The 12,764-nt window shown below is 67.8% G+C and carries 16 protein-coding genes; 13 read left to right on the top strand and 3 right to left on the bottom strand.

Annotated features, from left to right (window positions below; translation table 11 throughout):
• The first annotated feature begins 22 nt into the window (after positions 1-22).
• The gene (locus ABIC35_RS07890) at positions 23-433 is read left to right on the top strand and encodes a hypothetical protein (RefSeq protein ID WP_121075559.1); all 411 of its coding nucleotides are present in this window, start codon (positions 23-25) and stop codon (positions 431-433) included.
• Positions 430-1,053, top strand: coding sequence for a glutathione binding-like protein (locus ABIC35_RS07885; protein WP_121075564.1), 624 nt, complete (start codon positions 430-432; stop codon positions 1,051-1,053). The genes ABIC35_RS07890 and ABIC35_RS07885 overlap by 4 nt, the downstream gene beginning before the upstream one ends.
• Here ABIC35_RS07885 and ABIC35_RS07880 read toward each other — a convergent pair.
• On the bottom strand, positions 1,037-1,288 hold the full coding sequence (locus ABIC35_RS07880) for a hypothetical protein (protein WP_147425847.1): 252 nt from the start codon (positions 1,286-1,288) through the stop codon (positions 1,037-1,039). The two genes, ABIC35_RS07885 and ABIC35_RS07880, sit on opposite strands and share 17 nt — an antisense overlap.
• Before the next feature lie 219 nt (positions 1,289-1,507).
• Positions 1,508-2,452, bottom strand: a complete 945-nt coding sequence (locus ABIC35_RS07875; protein WP_121075570.1) for a GlxA family transcriptional regulator — start codon at positions 2,450-2,452, stop codon at positions 1,508-1,510.
• A gap of 107 nt (positions 2,453-2,559) precedes the next feature.
• Between ABIC35_RS07875 and ABIC35_RS07870 the strand changes: the two genes are divergently transcribed.
• From ABIC35_RS07870 to ABIC35_RS07850, 5 genes are read left to right on the top strand one after another with little or no spacing between them, the layout of a single operon-like run.
• Positions 2,560-3,363, top strand: coding sequence for an SDR family NAD(P)-dependent oxidoreductase (locus ABIC35_RS07870; RefSeq protein ID WP_121075573.1), 804 nt, complete (start codon positions 2,560-2,562; stop codon positions 3,361-3,363).
• Between the two features lie 42 nt (positions 3,364-3,405).
• Entirely contained in the window at positions 3,406-4,170 is a 765-nt protein-coding gene (locus ABIC35_RS07865; RefSeq protein ID WP_121075576.1) for an SDR family oxidoreductase, read from the top strand.
• Between the two features lie 58 nt (positions 4,171-4,228).
• A complete protein-coding gene (locus ABIC35_RS07860) occupies positions 4,229-5,398 on the top strand; it encodes a M48 family metalloprotease (protein ID WP_183049350.1) in 1,170 nt (389 codons plus the stop codon).
• A 37-nt stretch (positions 5,399-5,435) separates the two neighbouring features.
• A complete protein-coding gene (rclC, locus tag ABIC35_RS07855) occupies positions 5,436-6,062 on the top strand; it encodes a reactive chlorine resistance membrane protein RclC (protein WP_121075588.1) in 627 nt (208 codons plus the stop codon).
• Between the two features lie 35 nt (positions 6,063-6,097).
• The gene (locus tag ABIC35_RS07850) at positions 6,098-6,625 is read left to right on the top strand and encodes a DUF302 domain-containing protein (RefSeq protein WP_121075591.1); all 528 of its coding nucleotides are present in this window, start codon (positions 6,098-6,100) and stop codon (positions 6,623-6,625) included.
• A 45-nt stretch (positions 6,626-6,670) separates the two neighbouring features.
• Here the strand turns inward: ABIC35_RS07850 and ABIC35_RS07845 are convergent, their stop codons facing one another.
• Positions 6,671-7,606: an MBL fold metallo-hydrolase gene (locus ABIC35_RS07845; protein ID WP_121075594.1), complete on the bottom strand. Its 936-nt coding sequence runs from the start codon at positions 7,604-7,606 to the stop codon at positions 6,671-6,673.
• 345 nt (positions 7,607-7,951) lie between these two features.
• Here ABIC35_RS07845 and ABIC35_RS07840 point away from each other — a divergent pair, with 345 nt between their 5' ends.
• From ABIC35_RS07840 to ABIC35_RS07815, 6 genes are all read left to right on the top strand, one after another.
• Complete coding sequence (locus ABIC35_RS07840) at positions 7,952-8,380, top strand: DUF983 domain-containing protein (protein WP_121075597.1); 429 nt, start codon at positions 7,952-7,954, stop codon at positions 8,378-8,380.
• A gap of 5 nt (positions 8,381-8,385) precedes the next feature.
• Positions 8,386-8,703: a hypothetical protein gene (locus tag ABIC35_RS07835; RefSeq protein WP_147425848.1), complete on the top strand. Its 318-nt coding sequence runs from the start codon at positions 8,386-8,388 to the stop codon at positions 8,701-8,703.
• A 59-nt stretch (positions 8,704-8,762) separates the two neighbouring features.
• Positions 8,763-10,145: a PLP-dependent aminotransferase family protein gene (locus ABIC35_RS07830; protein ID WP_121075603.1), complete on the top strand. Its 1,383-nt coding sequence runs from the start codon at positions 8,763-8,765 to the stop codon at positions 10,143-10,145.
• Between the two features lie 62 nt (positions 10,146-10,207).
• Positions 10,208-11,614, top strand: coding sequence for a cytochrome ubiquinol oxidase subunit I (locus ABIC35_RS07825; protein WP_121075606.1), 1,407 nt, complete (start codon positions 10,208-10,210; stop codon positions 11,612-11,614).
• Complete coding sequence (gene cydB / locus ABIC35_RS07820; protein WP_121075610.1) at positions 11,604-12,611, top strand: cytochrome d ubiquinol oxidase subunit II; 1,008 nt, start codon at positions 11,604-11,606, stop codon at positions 12,609-12,611. Before ABIC35_RS07825 ends, cydB begins: the two co-directional genes overlap by 11 nt.
• The gene (locus ABIC35_RS07815) at positions 12,611-12,733 is read left to right on the top strand and encodes a DUF2474 domain-containing protein (RefSeq protein ID WP_121075613.1); all 123 of its coding nucleotides are present in this window, start codon (positions 12,611-12,613) and stop codon (positions 12,731-12,733) included. Before cydB ends, ABIC35_RS07815 begins: the two co-directional genes overlap by 1 nt.
• The last annotated feature ends 31 nt before the right edge of the window (positions 12,734-12,764 follow it).

Here is a 12,764-nt window from a genome sequence, read left to right as displayed (position 1 = left end):
CCGCAGCCGGAGGAGGCGCCCGATGATGCACAGTCCGCAGCTTCGCTTCGAAGGTCATGCCGGCCCCTATGCCGAGGCGGTGGGCCTTGCCCCCGAGGGGATCGGGCCGGGCCGCGACCGCTGCGACTTCACCCCGCTCGAATGGCTCGCCATCGCGATCGGCCAGCAGGAGGGGATCGAGGCGCGCGGCGGCCTGTTCCGGCTGGGCGCGCTGCTCCGCGGCCTGTTCGGCGGCCCGCGGGTGCGGCGAATGGCGGTCGACCGGCTCGAGGTGCTGAGCCGTATCGCCGCACGCGCCCAGATCGCTGGCGCGCGTCTGGCGGACGAGGACGTCACCCTGTTCCGCCGCGCAGGCTATTCCAACGGGCAGCTGCTGTTGCTGCACGCCAGCCTCGAACAAGCGCGACGGCTTCAGCCCGAGGAGAGTCTGTGAAGCTTTATACCCATCCGGGCGCGAGTTCGCTGTCGGTCCACATCCTGCTGCGTGAAACCGGGCTGCCGTTCGAGCTGGAGGTAGTGAACGTCACCGCCAAGACGCGGCCGGACGGCAGCGACTATCGCGGCGTGGCGCCGCGCGGGATGGTGCCACTGCTCGAGCTGGACGACGGTACCAGCCTTACCGAGAACATGGTGATCGCGCAGTATATCTGCGATCGCTCGGGCCGGTACGACCTGATGCCAGAAGCGGGCAGCATGGCGCGCTACCGGGTGATGGAGTGGCAGAGCTTCGTCGCCGCCGAGCTGCACAAGGGCTATATCCCGCTACGCTGGGCGCTCTCCCCCGAGGCAATGGCCTTTGCGCGGGACCGGCTGTTCAAGCGTCTCGCCATCGCCGATGCGGCGCTGGAAGGGCGGCGCTACCTGACCGGAGAGACCTTCACCGCCGCCGACGCCTATCTGTTCGTGATCGCCGGCTGGGTCTATTATTTCGAGTTCGAGGTGGCCAGGCTGCCGCGCATCGAACGCTTCCTCGCCGAGGTCAACCAGCGCCCCGCCGTACAGGCGGCGATGGAAGCCGAAGGCAAGGGCCTGGTGGTCATTCCGTCTCCCTGAGGGCGCGCTCGCCGCTGTGCGCGACCAGCGCAAGGAAGATGGCGAGGACCAGCCCGCTGACGATCGCGCTCACCAGCGCGTCCCGGAACAGCGGGTAGAGCAGCCAGGCGAGCAGCGCCGCCACGCCCCCCAGCAACGCGATCCGCGCCACCAATGCCCAGCGCTGCCGGCGCTCGCGCTGCTGGCGCAGGGTGCGGGCGGCACGCTGCCGCGCGGCGATGACGGTGCGTCGCATCATGGTCTCCAAGTGGGCCGTTCGCCCGAAGGAAGCGGAGCCATGAATGTGCCGCCGCGTGGCGGTCCGAGACAACTATCCACCGGTATGCCGCACCCTGCGCGCGGGATGGTGGTGCCGCGGTGGGATGTCGCGATACCGGCGTATGAATCGGCAAGCGGCGGGCGGGGCCGGTAGATCCGGGCCATGGACGGCACCCGGATGCCCGGCCGCCGGCGTTCAGGCGGCGATCGACATCGTCGGCCGCGCCGCGCGCCGGATCACCTGTGGCGGCTGGCCGAAGGCGCGCAGGAACGCGCGGCGCATCCGGTCGCGATCGCCGAAGCCGGTCTGTTGCGCGACCACGTCGATCGAGTGGTTGGAATCCTCCATCATCGCGCGCGCCGCCTCCAGGCGCAGATGCTCCACCGCCTTGGCGGGCGACTGGCCGGTTTCGGCCTGGAACGCCCGGCTGAACTGGCGCGGGCTGAGATGCGCGACGTCCGCCAGATCCTCGACGCTCAGCCGCTGGGCGAGGTTGCGCTTGGCAAAAGCGAGCGCGGTCTGGATTCGATCGGACTTGGGCTCCAGCTCCAGCAGCGCGGAGAATTGCGACTGGCCCCCCGTGCGGCGGTGGTACATCACCAGCTTGCGGGCGACGCCGCGCGCCGCCTCGATCCCGATATCCTCCTCGATCAGCGCGATCGCCAGATCGATGCCCGCCGTCATGCCCGCCGAGGTCCAGACATGGCCGTCGGCGATGAAGATGCGATCTTCCTCCACCTTGATGGCGGGGAACCGTTCCTGCAGCTCGCGGGCGCGGGCCCAGTGCGTCGTCGCGCGGCGACCGTCGAGCAGACCTGCCTCGGCCAACAGGAACGCGCCGGTGCAGGTCGCCGCCACGCGGCGCGCCCGTTCCGCGACGCGGCGGACGAAGGCGATCGTCTCGGCGCTCGATTCCTCCATGCCGCCGCCGATCAGCAGCAGGTCATAGTCGTCGGCGTCGAGCGCCTCGGTCATCACCGGGAAACCGACCGAGGTGCGCACCGGGCCGCCGCGCTCAGACAGCATGTGCACCGCATAGACCGGGGCGCCCGCCTGGAGATTGGCGATCTCGAACGCCGTCGCGACCGCGAATCCCATCGGCGAGAAGCCCGGGTGAATCAGAAAACCGACCTTGCGCATAACCGTCATCCTATGTCCGAAATCGCCGTGTTTATGACATTTCGGACGGAGAACGACAAGCCTAGAACAGCGCCATGGCCAACGCGGCCTTCCAAGGGAGATTGAACATGAGCACGAATTCCAAGGGCACTGCCGTCATCACCGGCGCATCGAGCGGCATCGGCGCGATCTATGCGGACCGGCTGGCACGGCGCGGCTATGACCTGATCCTCGTCGCCCGCAACCAGGAGCGGCTGCAGGACGTCGCCCGCAAGATCACCGACGAAACCGGTCGCTCGATCAACGTCGTCGCGGCCGATCTGGGCGCCCCCAAGGACCTGCGCCGCGTCGAGGCGATCCTGCGCGACAATGCGAGCATCACGCTGCTGGTGAACAATGCCGGCTTCGGCTCGGTCACGCCGCTGCTCGGCAGCGACATCGACAAGATGGAAGCGATGATCGACCTCAACGTCACCGCGCTGACCCGGCTGACCTATGCCGCGGTGCCCGGCTTCGTGGCACGCGGCGCGGGAGCGGTGATCAACATCTCGTCGATCGTCGCGATCGGCCCGGAAATCCTCAACGGCGTCTATGGCGGCAGCAAGGCCTATGTCCTCGCCTTCTCGCAGAGCCTGCACCACGAACTGGCCGACAAGGGCGTGCGCGTCCAGGCGGTGCTGCCGGGCGGCACGGCGACCGAGTTCTGGAACATCGCCGGCTTCGGCGCCTATGCCGAGAGCCCCAAGGTGATGGCCGCGACCGACATGGTCGATGCCGCGCTGGCCGGCTTCGACCTGGGCGAACTTGTCACCATTCCGCCGCTCCAGCAGGACGGCCGCTGGGAAGCGCACGACGCCGAGCGCCGCGCCATCGCCGCGGACCTCGCCCATGCCCAGCCGGCCCCGCGCTACCGCGCCGCCGCGCTCGCCTGACACGAATTTTCAGCTTCAAATCCAAGTAGAAGGACCAATCCCATGCAGATGCAGGGCAATACCATCTTCATCACCGGCTCCACCTCCGGCATCGGCCGTGCGCTGGCCGAGGCGTTCCACAAGCTGGGCAACAAGGTGATCGTGTCGGGCCGACGCCAAGCGCTGATCGACGAGATCGTCGCCGCCAATCCCGGCATGGCGGGCGTCGCCCTCGACATCACCGATCCGGCGAGCATCCAGGCCGCCGCGAAGCAGCTGCTGGCCGAGCACCCGGACCTCAACGTGCTGATCAACAATGCCGGCATCATGCCGTTCGACGATCCCGGCGCGCCGGTCGCGGACGAACTGGTCGACCGGATCTACACCACAAACTTCCTCGGCCCGATCCGCATGACCTCGGCGCTGATCGAGCATCTGAAGACCAAGCCCTATGCGGCGATCCTCAACAACACCTCGGTGCTGGCCTATGTGCCGATCGCGACCAACGGCGTCTATTCGGCGCTGAAGGCGGCGCTGCATTCCTACACCCTGTCGCAGCGCTTCCAGCTGCGCGACACCAAGGTGCAGGTACAGGAAATCGCGCCGCCCTGGGTCGATACCGATCTGATCCACAAGAGCGGCGACCCGCGTGCGATGCCGCTCGACGCCTTCATCGCCGAGACGATGTCGAAGCTGGGCGGGGATGCACCGGAAGTGTTCGTCGATGCGATCCAGATGCTGCGCGACAATCCGGGCTCGGGCGAACACGCCTTCTTCGATGCCTTCAACCAGTCGCTGGTCGAGAACCCGATCCCGGTCGGCGCCTGACATCCTCCGGCGGCGGGCGCGCCCCGCCGCCTTTCTCTTCCCCGAAGGCGATCTTTCGATGGACCCGGCAAGCGCAACCGATCAGTATCTCGCGACCATTCCCGCCGCCCGCGCGGCGCTGGCCACCGCCTATACGCAAGGCGGCCATTGGCTGGTGCTGTGGGGGTGGCTGTTCTCGATCCTCGTGCCGATCGTGATCCTGCGCACCGGGCTGATGCGCCGCATCGCCGCCAAGGCAGCAGGCGAGAAGGACCGCAAGAACCGCGCGGTGTTTGCGGTGGCGGCCACCTTCTTCCTGCTCCACTGGCTGCTGCTCCTGCCATGGAGCGCCTATGCCGATTGGTGGCGGGAGCGCAGCTACGGCATCACCAGCATCGCGGGCGACGCCTGGTTCGCCCAGTCGCTGATCAGCGCGATTGTCTCGGCGATCTCGGGCGGCATTTTCCTGGTGCTGCTCTACCTGCTGATCCGCAAGACCGGGCGGCGCTGGTGGCTCTGGGGGACCGGCATCTCGGCGATCGCCCTTTTCGCGGCAATCGTGCTCCAGCCGGTGCTGCTCGGCCCGGTGTTCCAGAAGTTCACGCCGCTGCCGCAAGGCCCGGTCCGCGAGACGGTCGTGGCGATCGCGCACGAGACCGGCACCCCGGCCGAGCAGACCGTGATCGCGCATGGCGGCGACGGCCCCAGCTATACCGCCCGCGTCGACGGGCTGGGCAGCTTCGCCCGCATCGTGCTGGGCGAGGGGATGGTCGCGACACCGGTCGACACCGCCGCGCTCAGCGCCGTGGTTGGCCACGAGATCGGCCACTACAAGCACCAGCACCTGCTGTGGCTGACCTTGTTCATGACCGTGCTGGTCGCCGTCGCGCTGCTGGTGATCGACCGGCTGTTCGCGCCGATCGCGCGCCTGCTGGGGGCGGGCGACCGCAGCCTCGCCGATCCCGCCGGCCTGCCGGTGCTGGTGGTGATCTTCTCCACCTTCATTTTTCTCACCACCCCGCTGATCAACACCGCGCTGCGCACCGTGGAGCTCGATGCTGATCGCTATGGGCTGGAGCACGCCCGCGAGCCGGACGGTGCCGCCCGCGCGCTGCTCAAGACCGTCGACTATCGTGCGCCGTCACCGGGGCGGCTCGAGGAAATCCTGTTCTACGAGCATCCGAGCATCCGTCACCGGCTGGAGAACGCGATGGCCTGGAAGGCCGCGCATCCGGCCGCGCACCCCTGATTACACTCAATTTTCTCCGCAACTGAGGAGCAATAGCATGCAATTCGATCAGATCCTGCGCCTTGCCGCCAGCGGCAACTCCAACCGCATCGGCATTGCCGGCATGAAGATCGCCATCGCCATCATCTTCCTGTGGATCGGCGCGCTCAAGTTCGTGCCCTATGAGGCGGACAGCATCACGCCGTTCGTGGCGAACAGTCCGGTGATGTCGTTCTTCTACAAGGACCCCGCGGCCTACAAGCCGCACTTCACCCATGAGGGGGAGCTGAACGTCGCCAAGCGCGAATGGCAGGTGCAGAATCGTACCTACAGCTTCTCGCGCGGCCTCGGCACGGTGGAGCTGATCATCGGCTTCCTCACGCTGGCCGGGCTGGTCTCGGCGCGGGTAGGGCTGGTGGGGGCGATCCTTGCCTTCTGTACGCCGTTCGTGACCCTGTCCTTCCTGGTGACCACGCCCGAGGCCTGGGTGCCCGCCCTCGGCGATGCGCAGCACGGCTTTCCCTATCTCTCCGACGCTGGCCGGCTGGTGCTGAAGGACGTCGCGCTGCTCGCCGGCGCCTGGCTCGTGATCGCGGATACCGCGCGGGTGCTGCTCGCCCGCCGCGCGGCAGCGCCCGCCTCGTTCGCGCCGGAAGGCTATTGGGGCGCCCCACGCGCCCGCTGACGCACCGCTTGGACATCTTGGAAAGGCATGTTGCCATGCAAAACGATCTCGTCCCCAACCTCGCCACCGAAGGCTTCGCGATCGAGCCGTTCGAAGGCGAGAAGCTCCATCGTACGGTGCCTGCAAGCTTCGATACCGTCGTCGCGCGCCTCTCGGCCCAACTGGGCCGCCTGAGCGCGGACGAGGTCAACGTCCTCGCCGCCGAAGCCGCCGATCATGCCGCGTTCGGCAGCGCCGTGCAGGCGCGGCTGGGCGCGAGCGGCTTCGTGGTCCTGGGGGTGATCGATCACGGCACCTGGCTCAGGCTGTTCGGTCATGAAGGCCGACTGGAGCGCTGGTTTGTCGGCAACCCGCTGATCGCGGAGACGATGATCGCCGAGGATCGGGTCGCCGGCCTGTTTGCCCCGGTCGAACTGCTGATCGACGAGGTGGGGCCGGCGCAGACCCGGATCGCCCTGGTGCGTCCGTCGACCCTGATCGGGCGCGGACATTCGGAAGCGCTCGATCGCATCACCGCGATGCTCGACGCGAAGCTGCTGGCACTGATCGAGCACGCGGGCTGACCCACGAAAGGGCCGCCGCGCGTCGGGCGTGGCGGCCTCGCTGTTTTACACGCCGCGATAGACCAGCGTCGTGAACAGGGCGGGGCTGATGATCATCTGGCCCCATTTCGCATCGAACTGGGCGGTCGGCTGGGCGGCGATGGTCTCCTCCAGCGTCTTGCCCTGCTGCTTCAGTGCGGCGACGTTGGCGCGGATCGCCACCAGCATGTCGCGATATTCGACCAGTGTCGCGCGGGTGCCGAGCGGCCCGTGGCCGGGGACCACGATCGTGTTCTCGCCCGCCATCGCGATATTGGCGTTGGCGGCCGCGATCATGCCGTCGATGCTGCCGCCCGCGACATAGTCGATGAACGGATAGAGACCGTTCCAATAGGTGTCGCCGGTCAGCAGCACATCGGCCTTGGTGAAATAGGCCGAGAGGTCGCCATCGGTGTGCGACGGCATATAGGCCCGCAGGCGCAGGACGTCGGTGCCGTAGGGGAGCATCTTCTCCGTGGCGACCAGCATGGCGGCACGGCCGCCCGCGGGCAGCGGCGCGAAGGTGTGGCCCCATTCGACGACGCGGATCGTCTGGCCGAGATGCTTGGCGGTGTTCGCCTGGGCGATGATCATCGCACCGGCATCGTGGACCCAGACATTGCCGTCGGTATGGTCCCAGTGCCAGTGCGTGTTGACCGCGTACTTGATGCCGCTCGGCTGGATGTCGTGCAGTTTCGCTTCTACCTTGGCCTTGGACAGCGCGATGCCGTCATCGACCATCAGCAGCCCGTCCGGTCCCGGCATCGCGACCATGTTGCCGCCGGAGCCCTGGAGCAGCACCACGCCGCCGCGTAGCGGGGTCGTGGTGATCTCCGACGACGCGGCGGCGGCGTTGATCTGGTCGTAGGGCGTCTGCTGCGCGGCGGCGAGGCTCGGCGCCGCCAGCCCGGCAAGCAGGGCCGTGGCGGATGCCAGCAGCCGGGGCAATGATGTGTTCTTCATGTCGCTCTCCCTGTTGGATCATGGGTGCTGCGCCGCCGATTTCCGCCGAGCTGATCGGTCGCGGAGGGCCGGGCGCGTGCCATGCGAGGGTAGGGCAGGCCGCGCGTCAGCCTGCTCTATACGGCCGTATCGAACGCTACCTGTTGGGTGCTGCCCCACCCATACCGTCTGCGGGCCTACGGGCGTAGGGGTGCCGCACATCAGGCCTTGGCCATACAGTTCCTTCGAGTTCACCGATGAGGCATAGGCATACATTGACCATACAAAATGCGGTTCATACGGATTGTGTATGGGTGATGCCGCGCCTATCTAGCATCCGAATGCAGCGACTCAGGAGTGTGGGTCATGACCGAACCGACCAAGGCAGCGTTTCCGTGGATCCTGAAAAGCGGATGGAAGGGGCTGTGCCCGCGCTGCGGCAAGGGGCGGATGTTCCGGTCCTGGCTGAAAGTGGTCGACAAGTGCGAGGCATGCCGGCTCGACTATCGCTTCGCCTCGCCGGACGACGGCCCCGCCTTCTTCTCGCTTTGCATCGTCGTCTTTCCGCTCACCTTCGTGGTGGTGTGGGTGCAGGTGGCGTTCGATCCGCCCTTGTGGATCCACCTGTTCACCTCGCTGCCGCTGATGGTGCTGGGCAGCCTGTTGCCGCTGCGGCCGATCAAGGGCTGGCTGGTCGCCTCCCAATATGTGAACCGCGCCCGCGAGGCGGGCACCGAGCGGCTGTGGAACCGGCTCGACGGCCGCGCCGCCGGCAGCGACCTGTTCGAGGGGTGATCGCCATGGCCTCGCCTTTCGCACAGATCGAGGCCGCGCGCGCTGCTGCCGCAGCGGTGCTCGTCGACATGGGGCGGCTGGCCGAGGCCGATATGGTCGCGCGCGGGCAGGGCGACGATTTCCTGGAGGTGCGGACGGCGCTGCTCGCGGTCCAGCGGGCGAGCGGCCGGGTCGCGCTGCTCGAACGGGCACTGCACTGCTATGCCGATCCGGACTTCTGGGATGCGGAGCCTTGCGAGGCGATGCTCGCCTATCATGATCGCGGTGACGTCGCCCGCGCCGCGCTGCGCGGCCGCGACGGCTTTGCGCAGCACCGGGATTGAGGGGCAGGGCATGCGCAGAACGTCTGTAATTTTGTATGGGATCGGCTAGGCCTCGAACCATGCAAGGCTGGAAACCCGACATCGCCGGAACTCTGGGTCCGAAGTACCTCGCCATCGCCGAGGCGATCGCGCGCGACATTGAGGCGGGGACGTTGCAACCGGGCGACCGGCTGCCGCCGCAGCGAATGCTGGCCGAGGCACTGGGCGTGGACCTCACCACCATCACCCGCGCCTATGGCGAGGCGCAGCGGCTGGAACTGATCGAAGGCGATGGTCGCCGCGGCAGCTTCGTGCGCAACAAGGCCGCCGAGCCCAGCGGCATTCCCTATACCGAGCCGGCCGATGCCGGGATGAATGCACCGCCCGAAGCCGCGGACCGCCAGCTGGAAAAGGCGTTCGCCAGCTCGGCGGCGAACCTGCTCGGCCGCGCGGACGGGCCTGCGCCGTTCCACTATCAGCCCCGCGGCGGCATGCCGCTGGCGCGTGCGGCGGGCGCCGCCCTGCTGCAGGGTCGCGGCATCCCGGCCCAGGAAGATACCGTGCTGGTCAGCGCGGGCGGGCAGCACGCGCTGCACGCGGTGATCAGCACCGAGCTGCGACCCGGCGACGTGCTGGCGGTGGGCGCGTTCGTCTATCCGGGGTTGCTCGCGGTCGCGCGGCGCTATGGCTTGGCGCTGCGGGTGATCGCGAGCGACGGCGAGGGGCTGGTGCCCGAGGCGCTGGCGGAAGCCTGCATGGAGGGCGTTGCGGCGGTCTATGTCGTCCCCACCAACGACAACCCGACCACCGCGACGATGGGCCTGGCCCGACGCGAGGCGCTGGCGGCCGTCGTCCGCCGCCACGCGCTGAAGCTGATCGAGGACGATGCCTATGGGCTGCTTCCCGCGGAGTCGCTGCCGCCGCTCGCCGCGCTGGTGCCGGAGCGGTGCTGGCATATCGCGAGCGTCTCCAAGATCCTGTCGCCCGGCCTGCGCGTCGCCTGGATCGCGGCGCCCGACATCGCGGCGGCATGGCGGCTCGCCGCCGATCTGCACGAGACCGCGGTGATGGCGCCGCCGCTCAACGTCGCCGTGGTCGCCGACTGGCTGCATGGCGGGAGTTTCGACACGCTGCGGGCGGCCGTGCGGGAAGAGGCCCGCGCGCGGCAGGCGATCGCCCGCGCGGTGCTGCGCCCCGGCGGCTTCCAGTCGCAGGACGACGGCTACCACCTCTGGATGCCGCTTCCGGACGGCGCCAATGCGGCGGAGATCGTCAACGCCCTGAGGCCGCAGGGCCTGGCCGTGGTGGCGGGCGACGCCTTCGCGGTAGACCCGAGCAGTGCTCCGCCAGCGCTCAGAATTTCCATCGGCGGATCAACGCCACGCGACCGGCTGGAGCGTGCGCTGCGATTGCTCGATGCGCTTACCACGCCCGACGTGACCCGAAAAATCGCGCTCGTCTAGCGGTTCGACCGACCCTCCGCCTGCCTCGGCAGGCTGCAACTCAATCCGGGAGGTTTCCTGCCATGGGAGACGAAGCCCTTCTCCTCGCGCGCGCCCAGTTCGCGTTCACGGTGTCGTTCCATTTCATCTTCCCGGCCTTCTCGATCGGCACGGCCAGCTTCCTAATGGTGCTGGAGGCGCTGTGGCTGAAGACCGGGCGCGGCGTGTACGCCAATCTCTACCGCTACTGGCTGAAGATCTTCGCGGTGGCGTTCGGCATGGGCGTCGTCTCTGGGCTGGTGATGGCCTATCAGTTCGGCACCAACTGGTCGGTCTTCTCGGACAAGGCGGGGCCGATCGTGGGGCCGCTGATGGCCTATGAGGTGATGACCGCCTTCTTCCTCGAGGCTGGGTTCCTCGGCGTGATGCTGTTCGGCATCAACAAGGTGGGGCCGAAGCTGCACTTTTTCGCCACCCTGATGGTGGCGACGGGCACGTTGATTTCCGCCACCTGGATCGTCAGCACCAACAGCTGGATGCAGACGCCGGCGGGCTTCGTCATCAGCGACAAGGGCCAGTTCGTGCCCGCCGGTTCCTGGCTGCCGATTATCTTCAATCCCAGCTTTCCCTATCGCGTCGTCCATGTCGTGATTGCGGCCTATCTCACCACGTCGCTGGTGGTGGCGGGGGTGGGCGGCTGGCACCTGCTGCGCGACCGCAGCAATGTCGGCGCGCGCAAGATGTTCTCGATGGCGATGTGGATGGTGGCGATCTCTGCCCCGGCTCAGATCCTCGCCGGCGACGCGCATGGGCTCAACACGCTCGAGCATCAGCCGGTGAAGATCATGGCGATGGAGGGGCATTATGAAAGCCACCCGCACGGCGCCCCGCTGATCCTGTTCGGCATCCCCGATCCGGCCGCCAAGCGGATCGACTATGCGATCCAGATCCCGAAGATGTCGTCGCTGATCCTCATGCATGATCCCAACGCGCCGCTGGGCGGGCTGGACAGCGTGCCCGACGATCGCATTCCGCCGGTCCCGATCGTGTTCTTCAGCTTCCGCATCATGGTCGGCCTGGGCTTCGCGATGCTGGGGCTGGCGCTGTTCGGGCTGGCGATGCGCGTCCGCCGCAAGCTGTACGATGCGCCCTGGCTTCACCGCCTGGCGGTGCTGATGGGGCCGACCGGCTTCGTCGGAGTGATCGCCGGCTGGGTGACGACGGAGGTCGGGCGGCAGCCCTTCACCGTCTATGGCTTCCTGCGGACGGCGCAGTCGCATTCGCCGTTGCAGGCATCGGCGGTGGCGGCGTCGCTCGCCAGCTTCGTCATCGTCTATTTCATCGTGTTCGGGTCGGGCACCTATTACCTGCTGCGCCTGATGGCCAAGCCACCCGCGCCGCACGAGACCGAGCCGGCAGCGATCCCGCAGCGCGCCGCCGGCATCACCCCCGCACCCGCGTTCGAAGGAGTCAGCGGCGATGCTCACTAATCCCGATCTCGCCACCGTCTGGGCGTGCATCATCGCCTTCGCCATCTTCGCCTATGTCGTGATGGACGGGTTCGACCTGGGCATCGGCATCCTCTTCCCCACGCTGAAGGTTGGGGCGGAGCGCGACCAGGCGATGAACTCGATCGCGCCGGTGTGGGACGGCAACGAGACCTGGCTGGTGATGGGCGGGGGCGGGCTGATGGCCGCCTTTCCGCTCGCCTATGCGGTGATCCTGCCGGCCACCTACCCGCTGGTGATCGCGATGCTGCTCGGCCTGGTCTTTCGCGGCGTCGCGTTCGAATATCGCTGGCGCGACCCACGGCACCGGCCGGCCTGGGACCTTGCCTTCTGCATCGGCTCCGTCGTTGCCACCTTCGCGCAGGGGGTGATGCTGGGCGCGGTGCTGCAGGGGATCCATGTCGTCGGCCGCGCCTATGCCGGTGGCAGCTTCGACTGGCTGACCCCCTTCAGCCTGCTGACCGGCGTCTCGCTGCTCGCTGGCTATGCCATGCTGGCGGCGAGCTGGCTGATCGGCAAGACGCATGGGCAGGTGCAGGACCAGGCGCGTCGCATGGCCTTCCGGCTCGGCATCCTGACCATCATCGCCATGGCCGCGGTGAGCCTCGCCACGCCGTTCCTGGCGATCGACTATTGGCACCGCTGGCTCCGGATGCCGGGTGTGCTGTTCACCGCGCAGGTGCCGCTCGCCACCGCCATCGTCACCGTCCTGTTCTTCTGGAGTCTGAAGCGGGCCCGCGAGCGACTGCCCTTCTTGGTGGCGCTGGGGATGTTCGGCCTCGGCTTCATCGGCCTGGGGATCAGCATGTTCCCCTATGTCGTGCCGCGCGCGTTGACGATCTGGGACACCGCCGCGCCGCAGAGCAGCCAGATCTTCATGCTGGTGGGCGCGGTGTTCATCCTCCCGCTGATCCTCGGCTATACCGGCTGGGCCTATTACGTCTTCCGAGGGAAGACCGTGACCGAGGGGTATCATTGATGCCCGCCCGGCCGCTCGCGCCGCTGTGGCAGCGGCTGGGTTGGATGGTGCTGATCTGGGCTCTCAGCGTCTCCGCCCTTGGTATCGTCGCTACGGTGATCCGCTGGTGGCTGCATTCTTGAAGGTATTGCAAGCCCCGTACGCCGGCAGGGG

It is taken from the genome of Sphingomonas trueperi, from assembly GCF_040545965.1.
Classification (GTDB): Bacteria; Pseudomonadota; Alphaproteobacteria; order Sphingomonadales; family Sphingomonadaceae; genus Sphingomonas; species Sphingomonas trueperi_C.
This window is presented reverse-complemented; position numbering and strand designations above follow the sequence as displayed.